This is a genomic window from Sutcliffiella horikoshii (assembly GCF_002157855.1).
GTDB lineage: Bacteria > Bacillota > Bacilli > Bacillales > Bacillaceae_I > Sutcliffiella_A > Sutcliffiella_A horikoshii_C.
The window spans coordinates 3,158,174-3,178,073 of record NZ_CP020880.1 but is presented as its reverse complement, the minus strand read 5'-3'; the positions used below and the strand labels follow the sequence as shown (position 1 = coordinate 3,178,073).

17 protein-coding genes and 1 other annotated feature (1 of these 18 only partly in view) are annotated in these 19,900 nt (G+C 42.3%); of the genes, 15 read left to right on the top strand and 2 right to left on the bottom strand.

Going from position 1 to position 19,900, the window contains the following annotated elements:
- Window positions 1-195 (top strand) — a binding site (T-box leader); it begins 51 nt to the left of the window's first position.
- A gap of 49 nt (window positions 196-244) precedes the next feature.
- Window positions 245-1,279, top strand: coding sequence for a phenylalanine--tRNA ligase subunit alpha (gene pheS / locus B4U37_RS16415; protein ID WP_010195708.1), 1,035 nt, complete (start codon window positions 245-247; stop codon window positions 1,277-1,279).
- 14 nt (window positions 1,280-1,293) lie between these two features.
- Window positions 1,294-3,708 carry a phenylalanine--tRNA ligase subunit beta gene (gene pheT, locus B4U37_RS16410; protein WP_088019061.1) on the top strand — a complete coding sequence of 805 codons (2,415 nt, stop codon included), beginning with the start codon at window positions 1,294-1,296 and terminating at the stop codon, window positions 3,706-3,708.
- An 804-nt stretch (window positions 3,709-4,512) separates the two neighbouring features.
- On the opposite strand, the gene rnhC is transcribed toward pheT, so the two are convergent.
- On the bottom strand, window positions 4,513-5,469 hold the full coding sequence (rnhC, locus tag B4U37_RS16405) for a ribonuclease HIII (protein WP_088019059.1): 957 nt from the start codon (window positions 5,467-5,469) through the stop codon (window positions 4,513-4,515).
- Between the two features lie 94 nt (window positions 5,470-5,563).
- Here rnhC and zapA point away from each other — a divergent pair, with 94 nt between their 5' ends.
- The 5 genes from zapA (at window position 5,564) to B4U37_RS16380 (ending at window position 11,040) form a co-directional block, all read left to right on the top strand.
- Window positions 5,564-5,833: a cell division protein ZapA gene (gene zapA / locus B4U37_RS16400; RefSeq protein ID WP_088019058.1), complete on the top strand. Its 270-nt coding sequence runs from the start codon at window positions 5,564-5,566 to the stop codon at window positions 5,831-5,833.
- Between the two features lie 5 nt (window positions 5,834-5,838).
- Window positions 5,839-6,384: a CvpA family protein gene (locus B4U37_RS16395; protein WP_088019057.1), complete on the top strand. Its 546-nt coding sequence runs from the start codon at window positions 5,839-5,841 to the stop codon at window positions 6,382-6,384.
- Between the two features lie 126 nt (window positions 6,385-6,510).
- Window positions 6,511-8,232 carry a DNA polymerase/3'-5' exonuclease PolX gene (gene polX / locus B4U37_RS16390; RefSeq protein WP_088019056.1) on the top strand — a complete coding sequence of 574 codons (1,722 nt, stop codon included), beginning with the start codon at window positions 6,511-6,513 and terminating at the stop codon, window positions 8,230-8,232.
- Window positions 8,233-8,260: 28 nt separating this feature from the next.
- Window positions 8,261-10,618: an endonuclease MutS2 gene (locus tag B4U37_RS16385; protein WP_088019055.1), complete on the top strand. Its 2,358-nt coding sequence runs from the start codon at window positions 8,261-8,263 to the stop codon at window positions 10,616-10,618.
- A gap of 14 nt (window positions 10,619-10,632) precedes the next feature.
- A complete protein-coding gene (locus B4U37_RS16380) occupies window positions 10,633-11,040 on the top strand; it encodes a DUF350 domain-containing protein (protein ID WP_088019054.1) in 408 nt (135 codons plus the stop codon).
- A 74-nt stretch (window positions 11,041-11,114) separates the two neighbouring features.
- Here the strand turns inward: B4U37_RS16380 and B4U37_RS22070 are convergent, their stop codons facing one another.
- A complete protein-coding gene (locus B4U37_RS22070) occupies window positions 11,115-11,270 on the bottom strand; it encodes a hypothetical protein (RefSeq protein WP_157663813.1) in 156 nt (51 codons plus the stop codon).
- Between the two features lie 409 nt (window positions 11,271-11,679).
- On the opposite strand from B4U37_RS22070, the gene B4U37_RS16375 reads away from it, so the two are divergent.
- The 8 genes from B4U37_RS16375 (at window position 11,680) to trxA (ending at window position 19,723) form a co-directional block, all read left to right on the top strand.
- The gene (locus B4U37_RS16375; protein ID WP_088019053.1) at window positions 11,680-12,174 is read left to right on the top strand and encodes a cation:proton antiporter regulatory subunit; all 495 of its coding nucleotides are present in this window, start codon (window positions 11,680-11,682) and stop codon (window positions 12,172-12,174) included.
- On the top strand, window positions 12,174-13,352 hold the full coding sequence (locus B4U37_RS16370) for a cation:proton antiporter (RefSeq protein ID WP_088019052.1): 1,179 nt from the start codon (window positions 12,174-12,176) through the stop codon (window positions 13,350-13,352). Before B4U37_RS16375 ends, B4U37_RS16370 begins: the two co-directional genes overlap by 1 nt.
- Before the next feature lie 131 nt (window positions 13,353-13,483).
- Window positions 13,484-15,172 carry a long-chain-fatty-acid--CoA ligase gene (locus B4U37_RS16365; protein WP_088019051.1) on the top strand — a complete coding sequence of 563 codons (1,689 nt, stop codon included), beginning with the start codon at window positions 13,484-13,486 and terminating at the stop codon, window positions 15,170-15,172.
- Between the two features lie 158 nt (window positions 15,173-15,330).
- Window positions 15,331-15,918 carry a fatty acid metabolism transcriptional regulator FadR gene (locus B4U37_RS16360; protein WP_060664841.1) on the top strand — a complete coding sequence of 196 codons (588 nt, stop codon included), beginning with the start codon at window positions 15,331-15,333 and terminating at the stop codon, window positions 15,916-15,918.
- Window positions 15,919-15,952: 34 nt separating this feature from the next.
- The gene (locus tag B4U37_RS16355; protein ID WP_088019050.1) at window positions 15,953-16,726 is read left to right on the top strand and encodes an enoyl-CoA hydratase; all 774 of its coding nucleotides are present in this window, start codon (window positions 15,953-15,955) and stop codon (window positions 16,724-16,726) included.
- 65 nt (window positions 16,727-16,791) lie between these two features.
- The gene (locus B4U37_RS16350) at window positions 16,792-17,565 is read left to right on the top strand and encodes an electron transfer flavoprotein subunit beta/FixA family protein (RefSeq protein ID WP_088019049.1); all 774 of its coding nucleotides are present in this window, start codon (window positions 16,792-16,794) and stop codon (window positions 17,563-17,565) included.
- Between the two features lie 196 nt (window positions 17,566-17,761).
- On the top strand, window positions 17,762-18,739 hold the full coding sequence (locus B4U37_RS16345; RefSeq protein ID WP_088019048.1) for an electron transfer flavoprotein subunit alpha/FixB family protein: 978 nt from the start codon (window positions 17,762-17,764) through the stop codon (window positions 18,737-18,739).
- A 669-nt stretch (window positions 18,740-19,408) separates the two neighbouring features.
- A complete protein-coding gene (gene trxA, locus B4U37_RS16335) occupies window positions 19,409-19,723 on the top strand; it encodes a thioredoxin (RefSeq protein ID WP_010195744.1) in 315 nt (104 codons plus the stop codon).
- Window positions 19,724-19,900: the final 177 nt, after the last annotated feature.

Below are 19,900 nucleotides of genomic sequence, written 5' to 3'. Positions count from 1 at the left end.
AGGTGCCGCAGACTGAAAGCATCTTAAAGGAAGAATGAGTGAAGATTTCACCTCTTGAGTGACACTTGGACCAGCAGCCCACAGAAGTTGCTGTAAAGGTGGACCGGTTAGATAGCCGTTATCTGGAACAGAGCGAACAAAGAGTATTTTTGTCTTTGTTAACTAGGGTGGTACCGCGAATATCTCGTCCCTTTTTGAGGGGCGAGTTTTTTATTTGTCAAAAATGAACCAAGGAGGAATAGATGTGGAACAACGATTGAAGGAATTAGAGACGCTTGCCATTGAGCAGGTAGAACAAGCGCAAGACTTAAAAGCACTAAATGAAGTCCGTGTGGCGTACCTTGGAAAAAAAGGACCAATCACGGAAATTTTAAAAGGAATGGGTAAGCTTTCTGCAGAGGAACGCCCGAAAATGGGAGCACTGGCTAACGTTGTCCGTGGAAATGTTGCGGAGAAAATTGAAGCAAAACAAGCTGAGCTTGAAAAAGCGGAAGTAGCGAAGAAGCTTGCATCTGAAACGATTGATGTAACGTTACCTGGCCGTCCGGCACCAACTGGAAACCCACACCCTCTAACAAAAGTCATTGAAGAAATCGAAGACCTGTTCTTAGGAATGGGCTACACGATCACAGAAGGACCGGAAGTGGAAACGGATTACTACAACTTTGAAGCATTAAACTTGCCGAAGGATCACCCGGCTCGTGATATGCAAGATTCTTTCTACATTACTGATGAGATACTGTTAAGAACGCAAACGTCTCCTGTTCAAGCAAGAACAATGGAAGCGAATCAAGAAAAGGGACCTATCAAAATCATCTGTCCTGGTAAAGTTTATCGCCGTGATGATGACGATGCGACTCACTCCCATCAGTTTACGCAAATCGAAGGACTTGTTATTGACGAAAACATCAGTATGAGTGACCTTAAAGGAACGCTTGAAACTTTTGCGAAAAAGATGTTCGGTGAAGACCGTGAAATCCGTCTTCGTCCTAGCTTCTTCCCGTTCACAGAGCCTTCCGTTGAAATCGACGTGACATGTGCGAAATGTGGAGGTAAAGGATGCAGCATGTGTAAAGGAACTGGTTGGATAGAAATTTTAGGTGCGGGTATGGTTCATCCGCGCGTGCTTGAAATGTCAGGATATGATCCGAAAAAATATCAAGGATTTGCTTTTGGAATGGGACCTGAGCGCATTGCGATGCTTCGTTACGGCATTGACGATATCCGCCATTTCTATACGAACGATCAACGTTTTGTGAAGCAATTCAATCGAGTTTAAGAGGAGGGGAAATCATGTTAGTATCTTACAATTGGTTAAAAGATTACGTAAATATAGATGATATTTCTGCTGAAGACTTGGCAGAGAAAATTACAAGAAGCGGTATTGAAGTAGAAGGCGTGGAAGTGCTGAACGACGGAATCAACGGTGTCGTAGTCGGCCACGTTTTAGAAAAGGAACAGCATCCAAATGCGGACAAATTGAACGTATGTCAAGTGGACCTTGGAAAAGGGGAAACTGTACAAATTGTCTGCGGAGCTAAAAATGTAGACAAAGGCCAAAAAGTGGCTGTGGCAACAGTTGGGGCAGTGCTTCCTGGTAATTTTAAGATAAAGCGCGCAAAGCTTCGCGGCGAAGAGTCCAATGGGATGATTTGTTCCCTACAAGAGTTGGGAATAGGTTCTAAGCTTGTTGCCAAAGAATTTTCGGAAGGAATTTTCGTATTCCCGAATGAGGTGGAAGTCGGTACAGATGCACTAGAATACCTCAACCGCAACGACAAAGTGATGGAACTAGGTCTTACGCCTAACCGCTCAGATGCACTAAGCATGCTAGGTGTGGCTTATGAAGTCGGCGCAATCCTTGGCCGTGACGTAAAGTGGCCATCCACAGATTATGAAACAAACAGCGAAGAAGCTTCAGATTATATTTCTGTAAATGTGGAAGCTTTTGAAGACAACCCATTATATGTTGCAAAAGTAGTGAAAAACGTGAAAATCGGTCCTTCACCGCTTTGGATGCAAGGTCGTCTGATGGCAGCGGGAATCCGCCCACACAACAATGTGGTCGACATCACAAACTACATTTTACTAGAATACGGTCAGCCATTGCATGCGTTCGATTATGATCGCCTTGGCAGTAAAGAAATCCTTGTCCGCCGTGCTCGCAAGGATGAGAAAATAACGACGCTTGATGATGCAGAGCGTACGCTAACAGAAGACCACCTTGTGATCACAAATGGCTCAGAGCCAGTTGCGCTTGCCGGTGTCATGGGTGGAGCGAATTCAGAGGTTCAATCTGACACAACGACGATCCTATTGGAGTCCGCATACTTTAACGGAGTTACTGTCAGAAAAGCCTCCAAAGACCACGGTCTTCGTAGTGAAGCAAGTGCCCGCTATGAAAAAGGAATCGATCCTAACCGTACTCATGAAGCGGCAGAAAGAGCAGTTGCCCTTATGGCAGAATATGCTGGCGGTGAAGTGGTCGGTGGTTCTGTGGAAGTGAACACATTAAAAGCAGAACCTGCAGTTGTGTCTACTACTGTAGAAAAGATAAATTCTGTTTTAGGTACTTCCATCACTGCTGCGGAAGTGAAAGATATTTTCACAAAGCTTAAATTTGACGTAACAGAAGACAATGGAAGCTTCACCGTAACGGTTCCGACTCGTCGTGGCGATATCACGATTGAAGAGGATCTTGTAGAGGAAGTCGCTCGTCTTTACGGTTATGACAATATTCCAACGACATTACCTGTAAGTGCTGCAACACCTGGTGTGCTGACTGCCTATCAAGCAAAGCGTCGTAAAGTTCGCCGTTACCTTGAGGGTGCTGGTCTGATTCAAAACATCACGTACTCCCTAACGAGTGACGAACGCGCAAAACAATTCGCCCTTGAAGATGGAAAAGCGATCCGCCTTGCCATGCCAATGAGTGAAGAGAGAAGCACGCTGCGACTAAGCTTAGTGCCTCATCTTCTAGAAGCGCTTCAACACAATATTGCTCGTTCTTTGCAAGCAAATGCTGTTTATGAAATCGGTTCTGTGTTCATTGGAAAAGAGGGCACTGTGTTACCTGAAGAAAAAGAGCGACTTGCTGGTGCGTTGACAGGTCTATGGCAGCAACATCCATGGCAGGGAGAGAAAAAAGCTGTTGATTTCTTTGTAGCCAAAGGAATCTTGGAAGGCATGTTCTCTATGCTTGGTGTGAATGAAGCGATTACTTACAACCGTGCTGAAAAAGATGGCTTACACCCTGGACGTACAGCAGAAATCTTACTGGACGGTGAGAGCATTGGGTTCATCGGTCAGCTTCATCCAGAGAAATTAAATGAGCTGGACCTGCCTGAAACATATGTGTTCGAGCTTTCCTTAACAGCACTACTTGGAGAAAGTATCGGTGAAATCCAATACGAAGCAATTCCGCGTTTCCCATCCATCAGCCGCGATATCGCGCTTGTAGTGGATCGTGAAACTCCAGCAGGTGAACTAGAAGCAGTCATCAAGACAACTGGTGGTTCCCTTCTAAAAGAAGTACAGGTATTTGACGTATACGAAGGAGACAAAATCGACTCATCCAAAAAATCAGTCGCTTTCGCATTACGTTACTACCACCCAGAACACACATTAACAGACGAAGAAGTAACAAAAGTCCACACAAAAGTACTTCAAGCAGTAGAAGAAAAATTCGAAGCAGTATTAAGAAGCTAATAAAAAAAGGGATTCCAAACGGGATCCCTTTTTGATTCTCTTGAAAATGCAAAACCCTAGTTGATCGCAGTGAAAGGCGCGAAGACTTCCGCGGGAAGAAGGGACAAGGGAGACCCCACAGGCGAAGCCGAGGAGGCTCCCGGACCGCCCGCAGAAAAGCGAAGCGCCTGTAACGGAGATCAACCGTTAATGCAAAACTAGGTATTCTGAACGATTTATAAGAACGTGTGTTCTGTTTTTTCGATAGAATGGTATAATAGAGTGGACAGTATAATAGGAACGGGTGGTGCGGTGAATCCCTGTGGAGAACGGGGGTGACCGTATGAGCGAGATGCAGCTATTCCTCACATCAGGACTATTCCTCTTTGCGTTTGTAAATCTAGTAATCGTGCTAATAAAAGAAATGACAAAAAAATAACCCACCCGTGACTTCTAATTCGCTGTTAGGCAGTCGGGTGAGTTACTTATTACGTTCGACTCCACAGTAGCCGTGCTTCTGCGGAACTTATACTGTTGGGTTCTTTTCGCATCCTTTGTTGCTATTACGTATTTTTGACACCCTCGTTACAATTGTTGCTGTCGTGCTCTTTTCCTGAATGGACAAGAAAAGTATCATGCAATAATTTGTTTGAGAGTACAGTAAAAAGTCAAAGTGCCGACTTTTTACTAGTAGTAAGCAACAATCTTTGAGAAAAGAGCTCTGTTAAGTCAAAGTGCGTCCAACACTTTGGCTTCTTCAATCATGTGTATACACAAATTATAGCACAAGACAACCAACTGTAAACGAACTTTCAATTGGTAAAGTTATCTGACCAGCTTTTTTGCCTTCAACGTATTGGCAAAATGGACTTTCGCCACCTTGTTCAAAAAACTTTCTCCGTGCTTTTCAATCACCCTTGCAGCTGCAGCATCCACTTTTGACCCCGCACCTTTAGGTATTGTAATACCTGCAAGTTCGCTTAGCTTATCCATCTCTTTTAAGAAAGAATACCTAGCGATAATAGACGCCGCTGCCACGGAAAGGTGAAGGCCTTCCGCTTTTGTATGAAAATAGACATTTTCACGAACAATGTTCTTCTGCTGAGCGACATGGCGATAGTAGATCCCTGATTCTGCAAACTGGTCAATCAGTATCGCATCAGGTTTCTCCGGAGCAATCTTATCCAATACATGTTGCAATGCTTTATTATGCAGCAACGCCTTAATTTTCCCTTGGCTCATACCACTCTGTTGCAATTCATTATATTTTTCATTATGTAAAACCAATAGACTATAAGGAACATGCGGTAAGATTGCTTTTGCTATCCTTACTATCTTTTCATCATTCAATGCTTTTGAATCCTGTACACCCAGTTCTTTCAACATGGCCATCTGCTCTTTTTTAACATAAGCGGCACAAACCGTAATCGGGCCAAAGTAATCTCCTGTCCCTACTTCATCAGAACCGATGACAGAAAGGGAAGCAAAGCCTGCAGGCAGGGAGGATTTCACTTTATTTCCTGATGATGACACGGTGGTTGCCTTTTTGCTAGATTTAGACGGAGCAGCCGTTGCCCCGAAACCCTTCCAAATATTCGCTTCCTCATCTGCTCCTTTTCCTTGGAACAAAACCTTTCCCGACTTGTATGCGGTAATATTACAAGTGGGAGATTTGGCGACGAAAACAGCCCCTGCTGGAAGTTTATCTATCTTATGTTCTTTATAGAAACTTTCGATTTTGTTTAATATAGTTCCAGATACCTGGATTACTTGATATGACAATTAATTCACTCCTACTACAAATTTTTACATTTTTCCATGTTTCTTTTCCACTTTAGAAAGTTTCGTGGTATTATAAGGATTAGGATTTTAATGAATGGGGGCATACACGTTGTCAGAGCAAAAAACTCGCACAACTGTCGACATATATGGACAACAATACTCGATTGTTGGTACGGAAAGTATAAGTCACATACGACTTGTTGCTTCCATTGTCGATGAAAAAATGAGAGAAATCAATAGTAAAAATTCACACCTGGACATCAGTAAATTGGCAGTTCTGACTGCGGTGAACGTTGTACATGATTATATCAAATTAAAAGACGATTACGATATGCTTGAGAGAGAATTAAAGAAAAAGGGTTGAGTACGATGTTAGACTTGATTATTATCTTTCTATTTATTATGGGACTGATTGTTGGGATCCGCAGAGGATTCATTATGCAGATTGTCCATCTTTCCGGCTTTATAGCAGCATTTGTGGTTGCATATATGTTTTATGCTGATTTAGCCCCAAAGCTGAAGCTATGGGTGCCAATGCCGAGTTTTGGAAACGCAGAGTTTTCCATGTTTTTTGAGACAATAAGCCTAGATACAGCTTATTATAGAGCTATTGCTTTTGCCATCCTCTTCTTCGGTACCAGGATTGCGGCACAAATTATTGGTTCGATGCTGGATTTCCTTTCCCACTTGCCGATTTTAAAGCAGGTGAACAGCTGGGCTGGTGCGGTGTTAGGATTTGTGGAAGTTTATTTGATTGTCTTTATTTTCTTGTACATAGGAGCATTGGTTCCCATGGAAATTGTGCAATCCTCCATCAGTGATTCTTCCATGGCGAAGGGTATTGTGGAAAATACGCCGATATTCTCAGAAAAACTACAAGAGTTATGGTCCGGGTATATGGCAAGCAAACAATAATGCAAACGAAAAACAGGCCTTCCTTAGGTCTGTTTTTTTATGGATTTGGTTTGTTCGATTGTACATTTGCCTCAATTATTTGTATGATTTAATAAGATAAGTCTACATAAGGTCAGGTGAAGAAACGTGAATAAAAAACAAATCGTGAAATGGCTTGAAACGATTGCGACATATATGGAATTGAAGGGCGAGAACGGCTTTAAAGTTTCGGCGTTCCGAAAAGCAGCGCTGGCCCTTGAAAATGATGAGAGAAGCTTAAGTCAGATAGAGGATTTTACTAAGTTAAGCGGGATTGGAAAAGGAACTGCAGCGGTTATCCATGAAATTTTAGAAACAGGAAAGTCATCTGTTTTAGAAGAGCTTCAACAAGAAGTACCAGAAGGATTGATCACGCTATTAAAATTGCCTGGACTTGGCGGCAAGAAAATAGCGAAACTTTATCAAGAGCTGAACGTAATAGATATGGCAAGCTTGAAAGAAGTATGTGAAGCGGGAAAGGTGCAGGCGCTTGCAGGCTTTGGAAAAAAGACAGAGGAGAAAATTCTTGCTGCAATCGAGGAAGTGGGGAAACGTCCAGATCGTTTGCCTATTTCTTTCATGACGCCAATTGCAGAGCAGATTGAACAATTCCTTGCAACAGTGGAGGGAATAGAGGAATATTCCCGTGCAGGAAGCTTGCGCAGATACAGAGAGACAATTAAAGACTTGGACTTTATCATTTCTACAACAGATCCTACAAAGGTACGAGAGCAGCTTGTGAAAATGGATAGAGTGACAGAAATTATCGCCAATGGTGATACAAAAGTATCCATCATTCTAAAATATGATTATGATGTGTCGGTTGATTTCCGCATGGTCGAGCCACTAAGTTTCACGACAACCCTTCATCATTTTACCGGCTCAAAGGATCATAATGTCCGTATGCGCCAGCTTGCAAAAGACCGCGGAGAAAAAATTAGTGAGTACGGTGTGGAAAATGTGGAAACGGGAGAAATGAAGCATTTCAAAACGGAAGAAGCTTTTTTCCGTCATTTTAACCTGCCTTTCATCCCGCCTGAGATCAGGGAAGATGGTACGGAAATAGATTATGCATTGAAGCATGGAGAAATACCATTGGTGCAACTGAATGACATACAAGGAGATCTTCATATGCACTCCACCTACAGTGATGGTGCCTACACAATAGAAGAAATGATAGAAGCAAACCGTGCAAAAGGGTATAAATATATGGCAATAACGGACCATTCTCAATATTTGAAAGTGGCAAACGGATTGACGCCAGAACGCCTAAGACAGCAAAAGGAAGAAATTAAGAAACTTAATGAAAAGTATGATGATATTACGATATTATCCGGTGTGGAAATGGACATTCTTCCGGACGGCTCTCTTGATTATGATGACGAGTTAATGGAGGAGATGGATATTGTCATCGCATCCATTCATTCAAGCTTTTCGCAAAAGAGAGAAGTAATCATGGACCGCTTAAGAAAAGCATTGGAAAATAATCATGTAGACATTATCGCACACCCTACAGGACGGCTGATTGGACGCAGGGAAGGGTATGATGTGGACGTGGAAATGTTAATTCAGCTGGCAAAAGAAACTGATACGGCGCTTGAGCTCAATGCCAATCCAAACCGCTTGGATCTTGCGAGTCATTATGTCCGACTTGCACAGGATGCTGGTGTGAAGCTTGTCATTAACACAGATGCCCATAGCATCGACATGCTCGAACATATGGAAGTGGGAGTGGCAGCGGCAAGAAAAGGCTGGATCAAAAAGGACAATGTGATCAATACATGGTCGCTAGACGAGTTAAAGAAATTTTTAACACGACACCATACGTAATAGAAAGACAGAAGGGAGTTATGGTAACGTGCAACCGAGAGTTTTAAAGGTATTGGAATTTAATAAAGTAAAAGATAAATTGGCTACTTTTTCGGCATCTTCCTTAGGAAAAGAAAAAGTGGCCCAGCTGACGCCTGCCACCAATTATGAAGAGGTGGTAAAAAGACAGCTGCAAACAGACGAGGCAGCAACTGTTCTCCGCTTAAAAGGGGAAGTTCCGCTTGGAGGAATCACCGATATCCGTGGACATGTGAAACGCGCGGAGATCGGCGGGACATTGAACACTCATGAACTATTGGATATAGCGGGAACCATCTATGCTGCAAGAAAGCTGGACCGTTTTGTGGAATCTGTATTAGATGAAGATATATCCATTCCTATTTTAAAAGAGTATATGGATCAGTTAATCATCTATCCTGAACTTGAACGCAATATCAAAAATTGTATAGACGAATACGGGGAAGTACTTGATGGGGCTAGTGATAAGCTGCGAGGAATCCGTCAGCAATTAAGGTCGACTGAATCCAGAGTACGAGAGAAACTTGAAAGCATGATTCGTTCTTCCAACGCACAGAAGATGTTGTCAGATGCGATCATCACCATTCGTAATGAGCGTTATGTCATACCAGTAAAACAAGAATACCGCAATTCTTATGGCGGAATCGTTCATGATCAATCTTCATCTGGTGCGACATTGTTCATTGAGCCCCAGCAGGTGGTAGACCTAAACAATGTCCTGCAGGAAGCGAAGGTAAAAGAGAAGCTTGAAATAGATCGTATCCTTGCCGAACTTTCAGCTGAAGTGGCAGAAGTTGCCCGCGAGCTTCTTGAAAATGTTCATATTTTGGCGGAAATAGATTTTATGTTTGCTAAAGCAAAGTATGGAAAGCATATTCGCGGAACAAAGCCTGAGATCAATAATGAAAAATATATCAGGCTTGTTCAGGCAAGACACCCTCTAATCAATGAGGATGAGGTGGTCCCAAACACCATAGAGCTCGGAAAAGATTATACCTCTATCGTGATAACCGGTCCCAATACAGGTGGTAAGACCGTAACGTTGAAAACACTAGGTTTGTTAACGATTATGGCTCAATCCGGATTGCATGTACCCGCTCAAGACGGATCGGAAGTTGGTGTGTTCAACGCAGTTTATGCAGATATCGGTGATGAACAATCTATCGAACAAAGTTTAAGTACATTTTCTTCGCATATGGTTAATATTGTGGATATTCTTAAAAAGGTCGATCATGACAGCCTTGTTCTTTTTGATGAGCTTGGAGCAGGAACAGATCCTCAAGAAGGGGCCGCCCTTGCTATTTCCATTTTGGATGAAGTCTATCAACGCGGTGCCTGTGTCATTGCGACCACCCACTATCCTGAGCTGAAGGCTTATGGCTATAACCGGGAAGGCGTGGTAAATGCCAGTGTGGAATTTGATGTGGATACCCTAAGCCCTACGTATCGTTTGCTTATCGGGGTTCCAGGAAGAAGTAACGCGTTTGAAATATCCAAACGACTAGGCTTAAGTATGGAAGTTATTGACCGTGCCAAAGAATTTGTCAGTGAGGATAGCAACAAAGTGGAGAATATGATTGCTTCTTTGGAAGCTTCCCAAAAACGAGCGGAAGAAGAATGGAGAGAAGCAGAAAAAATAAGAAAAACATCACAACAACTTCATGAAGATCTCGAACAGCAAATGCATGAGTTAAATGAACAGCGTGATAAATTGTACGAAAAAGCAGCCGAAAAAGCCGAGAAGATGGTGGAGGATGCAAAAGAAGAAGCAGAAAAGGTTATCCGTGAGTTGCGTAAAATGCGCATAGAACAGCACGCCAATGTAAAAGAGCATGAATTGATTGATGCGAAAAAACGATTGGAAGGCGCTGTGCCTACCGTTAAAAAATCTGCTGCCACGAAAAAACAGGAAGTCAGCAACCAAACACTTGAACCTGGTGATGAAGTGAAAGTTATGAGTCTTAATCAAAAAGGGCATCTCGTACAAAAAACGGGAGACAAAGAATGGCAAGTTCAAATCGGCATCATGAAAATGAAAGTGAAAACGAAAGACATTCAATATGTTAGCAGACCAAAGCCCGTGGAAACAAAGCCACTCGCTACCATCAAAGGGAAAGACTATCATGTAAGCATCGAGCTTGACCTACGTGGTGAACGTTTTGAAAATGCACTCATGAGAGTGGAGAAATACTTAGACGACGCAACTTTAGCAGGCTATCACCGAGTTTCTATCATTCATGGTAAAGGAACAGGAGCATTGCGTGTTGGGGTGCAGAATTACTTGAAAAATCATCGTTCCGTCAAAAATTATCGATTTGGTGAGGCGTCTGAAGGTGGCACTGGTGTTACCGTCGTCGAACTGAAATAAGAGGGGAGCCTGATATGTCTGCTTTTTGGGAAAATGACTTAGTTAGAACGGCTGCCAATTTTAGTGTGGTTGTTCTATGTCTTGTATTGTTTCTGGCTATTTTTGAACTAGTGACAAAGTATAAAAATATGGAAGAAATTAAAAAAGGTAATTTTGCAGTTGCAATGGCAACAGGCGGGAAAATACTCGGTATTGCTAACATTTTCAGGTATTCTATCAGTGATCATGATTCGTTGTTGACGATGATCGGCTGGGGAGCGGCTGGGTTTGTCTTGTTGTTGTTTGCTTACTTTATCTTTGAGTTTTTAACGCCAAGCTTTAACATTGATGAGGAAATACGAAATGGAAATCGGGCCGTCGGATTTATTTCTTTTGTCATTTCTGTAGGGTTATCGTTTATTATCGGGGCAAGTATTGGATAAGGAGTAGAAACGTTGGAAACATTAGCAAAAGTTTTGATAGGATGCTGTATTTTGTTTATTGTAGTTGGCATTATTTATCTTTTAGTAGCATAAAGAGTTAATAACAGTGAGGAAGAAGAAGCAAGTTTCACATTGCTGCTTCTTCCTTTTTTTAAAACGATAAGATAGTTTAAAATCCGGTTGATTTCCGTTCCAGGCGCTTCGCTTGCCTGCGGGCGGTACGTGAGCATCCTCAGGCTTCGCCTACCGGGGTCTCACCTGTCCCTTCCTCCCGCGGGCGTCTGCGCGCCTTCCACTCCAATCAACAAGATGACTTCATTCAAATTAGGTTATTGAAAACCTTTTAATCGAGGTATCTGAATAACCATTAACGTATCGTTAACGCGATTTTTAGCTGTGGTTGGAGCAAATGACGTAGACTCCAGCGGGGGAGTAACGGTAGCTTGAGACCCCACAGCGCAGCGAGGAGGCTCAAGCACCGTCCCGCGGAAAGCGAAGTCATTTGCGGAAAGGAACAGCGGAGATTAATCACTGACTAATATTCACTATAAAGGACTGGTAGTTTTTTTTCCTGAAAAGTTGAGGCAGGGAGAATAGGTGGTTTTAGAGAATATAGGTGGTAAGGGAGGGGTTCTTAAGATGCAATTTAAGACTACGGAACTACCGGGGATTGGGAAGAAGCTATCATTTGTTACGGCTGAAGGAAATATGGTGGTTTTGGTTGTGCACCACTCGGGGAAACGAGAGATGTATTTTTTTGAAGACCCTGATCAAGATGAAGCAGATTTCTCCATTTCCTTGACCTCAGACGAAACAAGGGAACTTGGGGCTCAGCTGCTGGGTGCTATCTATCAACCTGTAGATATGGATAAAATGAAAATATTTAAGAAACAAATCATCATTGAGTGGATTGAAGTGAAAAAAGGTTCCTCTTTAATTGGAAAATCCATCGGAGAATCGAAAATAAGAACCAAAACAGGGGCATCCATTATTGGTATTGTAAAGGGTGAAGATAACATCGCTGTACCGGACGTTGATATAAAGCTCCATGAAGCGGATGTGCTGATGGTTTGTGGCAAACAAGCGCAAATTGAAAAACTCACCAAGCTTTGCGGGGGAGGGACTGCTACCTGATGCATGAAGGTACTCCGATACTTGTAAGCATAGGAGTCATACTACTCGTTCTATTTGTTATGGGGTATGTTGGGGGGAAAGTAAAAATCCCCGGCGTCATACTATATATATTTTTAGGACTAGGCATCGGAACATTCATCTCAGAAAACGAATTATTGTATACAGCCAGTGAAATTGGAATTGTTCTTTTGTTTTTTTTACTAGGGTTGGAATTCCCCTTGAAAAAACTAAAGAAAATGGCAACCAAGGTCTGGAAACCAGGCTTATTGGATGTTGTCTTAAACTTTGGGATATCAGCAGTTATTTGTCTATTCTTTGGACTAGACCTACTGACTTCCTTCATTATAGGAGGGGTCCTATATGCTACAAGCTCCTCAATTTCCGCCAAACTATTGGAAAGTACGAAAAGATTGGCAAATGCAGAGTCGGAATACATACTGGCAATCCTCATCTTTGAGGATATTGTAGCGCCAATCATTGTTGCAGTCCTAATAGGATTAGCCTCAGACAGTGGGATAACAGGGATGGACTTTATGATTCTTTTGGGTAAGATCTTGTTGTTGACCGTGGTAGCGATGGTAATTGGTCGCTTCGGTTTCACTCGCTTGGAGAAATTCTTTGAGCGGTTGGTTGGAAGTGATATCTTCATCATGCTAACAGTCGGGATTGCCCTTAGTTATGCAGGTCTGGCATTGTTACTTGGACTGTCAGAAGTATTGGGAGCATTTTTGGCAGGTATCATGCTTGCCGAAACGAAGCGCTCTGAAGCTATAGAGCAAGTTACCTTGCCAGTGAGAGATTTGCTGCTGCCTATATTTTTTATGCATTTCGGTACGACAATCGACCTTGGGGAGGGAGTGCCGTATGTAGGGTTATTGCTTACATTAGTTGGTTGGGCTTTGCTTGGAAAAATCTTTGTCGGAATACTTGGTGGAAGATGGTACGGGCTCACAAAACGGGTGGCGTTGAGAGCTGGTTTTTCATTAACCCCTAGAGGAGAATTTTCCGTTGTGATTGCAACTATTGCCACTGGAGCGGCGAAGGTTTTTAGCAGTGTATTTATCCTGACCTCAGCGATACTGGGGATTTTGATTTTTATTTTGGCGCCAAAATTGACGAATCTATTCTATGAAAAGAAAAGAGTTAAAAAGAATATAAAGCTGAAAGTTCCTGGCTAAGGATGTCATCTTTCAGCATTTTTTGCAAAAATCAAAAAAATGTTATAATTTTTATGGATTTGCTGATATACTATAACAAACAGATATGGGCCTTTTGTAGTAGTACAGGCCGATAAAGAGGAGGGAATGGAATGGAGCAAGTAGTGAATAAGCCGTGGCTATCACTTTATCCAGAAGAAATACCTCATGAGATCAACTTCGAAGAGCGAACACTGCAGTCTTATTTGAAACAAGCGGCGGAAGAGTATCCAACCAAAACGGCTATCAGCTTCCTCGGCAAAAAGTTAACATTTGAAGAAGTGTATGATCAATCTTTAAAACTGGCAAACTACTTAAAAGAACTTGGAATTGAAAAAGGCGACAGAGTGTCTATCATGCTCCCGAACTGCCCTCAGGCTGTTATCAGCTATTATGGCGTTCTTTTAGCGGGCGGAATTGTGGTGCAAACCAATCCACTATACATGGAACGTGAACTCGAATACCAAGTCAATGACTCCGGCTCCGAAATCATCATCACGCTAGATATTTTATATCCAAGAGTGTCAAAGGTGAAAGCGCTAACAAAACTAAAACATGTTATCGTAACGGGAATAAAGGACTATCTTCCGTTCCCTAAAAACATGCTTTACCCTTTTGTTCAGAAAAAACAGTACGGAATTGTGGTGAAGGTGGAGCATAGTGGACAAAACCATTTGTTTACCGAAATCATTAAACAATCAGAAGCACAAACCATTGATGTAGCGATCAACCCTAACGAAGATCTTGCGTTGCTACAATATACTGGAGGCACAACAGGCTTTCCTAAAGGGGTTATGTTGACACACATGAATCTTGTTTCTAACACAATGATGAGTGTGAAATGGATGTATAAATGCAAAAAGGCACAGGAAAAGGTGATTGGTATTCTTCCGTTCTTCCATGTATACGGGATGACGGCGGTAATGAACCTTTCTATCATGCAGGCATTTGAAATGGTCCTTTTACCCAAGTTTGACCCTGAAACCACATTGAAAGCCATTCAAAAGGAAAAGCCAACCTTATTTCCTGGGGCACCGACCATCTATATCGCCCTTTTAAATCATCCTGATATTAAAAAGTATGATTTATCTTCCATAGATTCTTGTATCAGTGGATCTGCTGCACTTCCTGTTGAGGTGCAAGAGCAGTTTGAACGTGTAACAGGAGGAAAACTGGTGGAAGGATATGGACTCTCAGAAGCCTCTCCTGTAACACATGCCAATTTCCTTTGGGATGAAAGAGTGTCAGGAAGTATCGGGATACCTTGGCCAAATACAGAATCCGTCATACTTTCCATGGAAAATGGTGAACTGGCTCCGACTGGTGAAATTGGAGAAATTGCGGTAAGAGGTCCACAAATCATGAAAGGATATTGGAATCGTAAAGAAGAGACTGAAGCTGTTTTAAAAGATGGCTGGCTCCTAACCGGCGATTTAGGTTATATGGATGAACGCGGTTATTTTTACGTAGTGGATCGTAAAAAGGATATGATTATTGCCGGTGGATTTAATATTTACCCTCGAGAGATTGAGGAAGTATTATATGAACACGAAGAAATTCAAGAAGTTGTAGTCGCAGGAATTCCAGATGCTTACCGTGGCGAAACCGTTAAAGCCTATATCGTGAAAAAGGCCGGATCCAAGCTGACAGAAGAAGAATTGGACCAATATACCCGTAAACATCTTGCTGCCTACAAGGTCCCAAGATACTACGAGTTCAGAGATGAACTTCCAAAAACCGCCGTAGGAAAAATCCTCAGAAGAGCATTGGTGGAAGAAGAAAAGCAAAAAATAGCGAAGTGATAGTTAAAGAGAGGGAGAAGAAAGTAGCCTCTCTCTCTTTTTTTGTATAGTAACGATCATTAAAATTATGATAAGATAATGATTGACAGTTCATTCAGGGTACAGTATCATGAAAATATGAATGATTATTCATTCATTTTCAAAAAGGAGCGAAAAGCTTGAAACAACAAAAGCCTAAATATAAACAAATAATAGATGCTGCAGTAATCGTCATAGCAGAAAACGGCTACCACCAGGCACAGGTTTCCAAGATCGCCAAACAAGCCGGAGTAGCAGACGGGACCATCTATCTTTATTTTAAAAATAAGGAAGACATTCTTATTTCACTGTTTCAGGAAAAAATGGGACTCTTCGTCGAAAAGATTCGCCAAGAAATTGCAGGAAAATCGACATCAACAGAGAAATTATTAACGTTGATAGAAAAACACTTTTCCATGCTTGCTGAAGACCACCATCTTGCCATCGTTACGCAGTTGGAATTAAGGCAATCCAATTTAGAGCTCCGTTTAAAGATTAACGAGGTGCTAAAAGGGTATCTACATGTTGTGGATGAAATTTTACTGGCTGGTACCCAGAATGGTGAGCTTCGTTCCGACTTAGATGTCCGCCTTGCAAGGCAAATGGTATTCGGTACGATTGATGAAACAATCACCACGTGGGTTATGAATGACCAAAAGTATGACCTAACATCCATTGCACCAAGAGTACACGAATTATTAATCAAAGGGTTTGGAGCTACCCCTTAAGTAGTTCTCCGTTTTACATAAGGAGGGTTTAATAATGGAATTCTTGCAAATGAAAGTAGAAGATCGAATTGCTCTCATCACCATCAACAAAGCCCCGGCGAATGCTTTGTCATCCGTAGTTTTGAAAGAGCTTTCATTATTGATGGATGACCTGGAAAAGCAAGAAGATGTAAGAGTAGTCCTGCTTCACGGGGAAGGGAGATTTTTCTCTGCGGGTGCGGATATTAAAGAGTTCACCACGGTGGAAACTGGGGAAGAATTTGCCGAACTTGCGAAATTTGGTCAAGATCTGTTTGAAAGAATGGAGAACTTCCCAAAACCGATCATCGCAGCAATACACGGTGCAGCCTTAGGTGGAGGCCTTGAGCTTGCAATGGGTTGTCATATCCGTTTGGTGACCAAAACAGCTAAATTAGGCCTACCGGAACTGCAACTAGGATTAATACCTGGTTTTGCCGGAACGCAGCGCCTGCCGAAACTGGTTGGCTCCGCAAAGGCATTTGAAATGCTTTTCACAAGCGACACATTGACTGGGGAAGAAGCCGTTCAGTGGGGACTTGCGAATAAAGCCGTCGATGAAGAAGTTTTAATGGATGAAGCTTTGAAGATGGCGAAAAAAATTGCACAAAAAGGACCAATATCGGTTGCTTCTGTTATTGAATTGTCCCGCTTTGCTAAACATGAAGAATTTTATCAAGGCGTAAACAGAGAGGCACAATTATTTGGTAAGGTCTTCACATCAGAAGATGGCAAGGAAGGTATTACAGCGTTTATGGAAAAAAGAGCTCCTGAATTTAAAGGGAAGTAATTTTTTTTATAATATAAAATCTGAATATTACTAATAAAAATAATGTTTAAACAGGAGGTACTGTGATGAATATTTTTGTTTTATTAAAAAGAACATTTGATACGGAGGAAAGACTAACGGTTTCAAATGGCAGCATAAATGAAGATGGTGCAGAATTCATTATCAACCCATACGACGAATATGCGGTAGAGGAAGCAATTCAAGTAAGAGACACGCATGGCGGAGAAGTAACAGTGGTAACAGTTGGTTCTGAAGAAGCAGAAAAAGAACTTCGTACGGCGCTTGCGATGGGTGCTGACAAAGCGGTATTAATCAATACAGAAGATGATGTGGAAAATGGAGATCAATTTACTACGGCAAAAATTTTGGCAGAATTCTTAAAAGATAAAGATGCAGACTTGATTATCGGCGGTAATGTTGCAATTGACGGCGGTTCTGGTCAAGTTGGACCACGTGTAGCGGAACTATTGGATATTCCTTACGTTACAACTATCACGAAACTAGAAATCGAAGGCGGAAAAGCTACTATCGTGCGCGATGTAGAAGGTGATTCTGAAGTTATTGAAACAACCCTTCCATTGCTTGTAACAGCTCAACAAGGTTTGAACGACCCGCGCTATCCATCTCTTCCGGGGATCATGAAGGCAAAGAAAAAGCCTCTTGAAGAACTAGAACTAGATGATTTAGATCTTGATGAGGACGATGTAGAAGCAAAAACAAAAACGTTGGAAATCTATCTTCCACCGAAAAAAGAAGCAGGTCGCGTGCTTCAAGGGGAACTAGATGCACAAGTTAAAGAACTAGTTTCCGCACTAAGAAACGAAGCGAAAGTAATTTAATACGTCATATAAACATTTATCGTTTGATTGGAGCAGATGGCGTAGACTCCGGCGGGAGGTAGCGCTTAGGTGAGACCCCGCAGGCTTGCGGAGGAGGTTCACCAAGTGCCCCACGGAAAGCGAAGCCAGCTGCGGAAATCAAAAAGCGTTGTTAAGAAGATTTTTTAGATAGATACATGGACAGGAGGAGACAAACATGGCAAGAAAAGTATTAACATTAGCAGAAGTGCGTGATTCCGCATTGCGTAATGTATCATTTGAAGCAATTGCAGCAGGAAAAACAGTAGCAGAAGGTGGAGAAGTAGTTTCTGTACTAGTTGGGGAAGGCGTAGGTTCCCTAGCTCAAGAGTTAATCGCTTATGGTGCAGACCGCGTTGTCACAATTGAACACGCAAACTTGAAAGCGTACACATCTGATGGTTACTCCCAAGCATTAATGGCAGTTATTGAATCCGAAAGCCCAGAAGGAATTATTTTTGGCCATACAGCTTTAGGAAAAGACTTATCTCCTAAACTGGCATCCAAATTGAACTCCGGATTGATTTCCGATGCGACAGAAGTGGAAGAGGTTGGTGGAAACCTTGTATTCACAAGACCAATCTACTCTGGTAAAGCATTTGAAAAGAAAATCGTAACAGATGGCGTAATCTTTGCAACAGTACGTCCAAACAACATCGCATCTCTTGAAAAAGATGAGTCACGTTCAGGTGACGTATCATCCCTTGATGTGGATGTAAAAGATCTTCGCACCATCATTAAAGAAGTAGTTCGCAAAGCTACGGAAGGTGTAGATCTTTCCGAAGCGAAAGTAGTGGTAGCTGGCGGCCGTGGTGTGAAATCTGAAGATGGTTTCGAGCCATTAAAAGAATTGGCAGACGTACTTGGGGCTGCAGTCGGTGCTTCCCGTGGAGCGTGTGACGCAGACTATTGCGATTACTCCTTGCAAATCGGTCAAACAGGCAAAGTAGTAACACCTGACCTTTACATTGCATGCGGTATTTCCGGAGCTATCCAGCATCTTGCCGGAATGTCCAACTCCAAAGTAATCGTTGCAATCAACAAAGACCCAGAAGCAAACATCTTCAAAGTAGCTGACTACGGTATCGTCGGTGACCTGTTCGAAGTAGTACCAATGCTAACAGCTGAATTCAAAAAGCTATTGGTGACAAACTAAGTCCAAATCACAGCCAGGCACTTGTGTGCTTGGCTGTTTTGATGAAGAGGAACCTAGCTGGTGATTGGAGCACAGGGCGAAGACTCCTCGAAAATCCTACCGCATTTTCTTCGTGCGATGTATTGCTGCCGAAGCCTTCCTTGTCCTGAGGGAGATAGCGCTAGGTGGAGACCCCTGAAGCGTTGGAGGCCACTGAAAAACCAAGTAACCTATCTTTTGGATAATTTATAGCTGTTGATTGGAGCAATAGGCGAAGACTCCTACGGGGGAGTAGCGACAATGTTGAGACCCCGCAGGGCGTAGCCCGAGGAGGCTCAAGGTCGCCCCGTGAAAGCGAAGCCGTTTGCGGAAATTAATAGCGGTGTCTTAAAAAAATCTAACATCAAAGACTTTTTCAGTGGCCAAAAGCGAAGCGAGGAGGCTCCAGCAGCGCCCCTAGGAAAGCGAAGCCCAGTGCGGAAATCACCAGCGGTATACCGAGGGATACTAGCATGAAATAAAATGGCCGAAAACGGGTAAACCTATAACGAAGCATATAATTAGCAACACTATGTGGTAAATGCTATACTTTAGCTATAGTAAAACTCTGAAAGATTTTCCATCTGTCAGAGAACACATTAACAGCATATATTGTTAACTGTGAGATAAAAGGCTTAGGAGGAATTTATTATGGCAATTACAAATGCAACTGACCAAAACTTTACACAAGAAACTGGGGAAGGCCTAGTTCTTGCAGATTTCTGGGCGCCATGGTGCGGACCTTGTAAAATGATCGCTCCAGTTCTTGAAGAATTAGATCAAGACATGGGTGACAAAGTGAAAATCGTAAAAGTTGATGTGGATGAGAACCAAGAAACTGCTGGAAAATTCGGCGTTATGAGCATCCCGACTTTACTTGTTATCAAAAACGGTGAAGTAGTAGACAAAGCAGTAGGTTTCCAACCGAAAGAAGCTTTGGCTGAATTATTAAACAAGCACGCTTAATGCGTTTTGGGGAAAGCCCGGTCCTGTGACCGGGCTTTTTGCGTGTTTTGAGGTATAGATAGGCGAATGAGTGTGGGGATATCGAGAAAAATCTCAATTTATCGATAAAATTTGGATTATATCGAGAAAAAATGAAATATATCAAGAAAAAATGAAATATATCAAGAAAAATCACGA

Coding starts and splice junctions, on each gene's coding strand:
- B4U37_RS16345 (WP_088019048.1), top strand. CDS start 17,762: ATGGCAAGAAAAGTATTAACATTAGCAGAAGTGCGTGATTCCGCATTG.
- B4U37_RS16395 (WP_088019057.1), top strand. CDS start 5,839: ATGTTAGACTTGATTATTATCTTTCTATTTATTATGGGACTGATTGTT.
- pheT (WP_088019061.1), top strand. CDS start 1,294: ATGTTAGTATCTTACAATTGGTTAAAAGATTACGTAAATATAGATGAT.
- B4U37_RS16370 (WP_088019052.1), top strand. CDS start 12,174: ATGCATGAAGGTACTCCGATACTTGTAAGCATAGGAGTCATACTACTC.
- zapA (WP_088019058.1), top strand. CDS start 5,564: ATGGGGGCATACACGTTGTCAGAGCAAAAAACTCGCACAACTGTCGAC.
- trxA (WP_010195744.1), top strand. CDS start 19,409: ATGGCAATTACAAATGCAACTGACCAAAACTTTACACAAGAAACTGGG.
- B4U37_RS16355 (WP_088019050.1), top strand. CDS start 15,953: ATGGAATTCTTGCAAATGAAAGTAGAAGATCGAATTGCTCTCATCACC.
- B4U37_RS16375 (WP_088019053.1), top strand. CDS start 11,680: ATGCAATTTAAGACTACGGAACTACCGGGGATTGGGAAGAAGCTATCA.
- B4U37_RS16365 (WP_088019051.1), top strand. CDS start 13,484: ATGGAGCAAGTAGTGAATAAGCCGTGGCTATCACTTTATCCAGAAGAA.
- B4U37_RS16380 (WP_088019054.1), top strand. CDS start 10,633: ATGTCTGCTTTTTGGGAAAATGACTTAGTTAGAACGGCTGCCAATTTT.
- B4U37_RS22070 (WP_157663813.1), bottom strand. CDS start 11,270: ATGCTCACGTACCGCCCGCAGGCAAGCGAAGCGCCTGGAACGGAAATC.
- B4U37_RS16350 (WP_088019049.1), top strand. CDS start 16,792: ATGAATATTTTTGTTTTATTAAAAAGAACATTTGATACGGAGGAAAGA.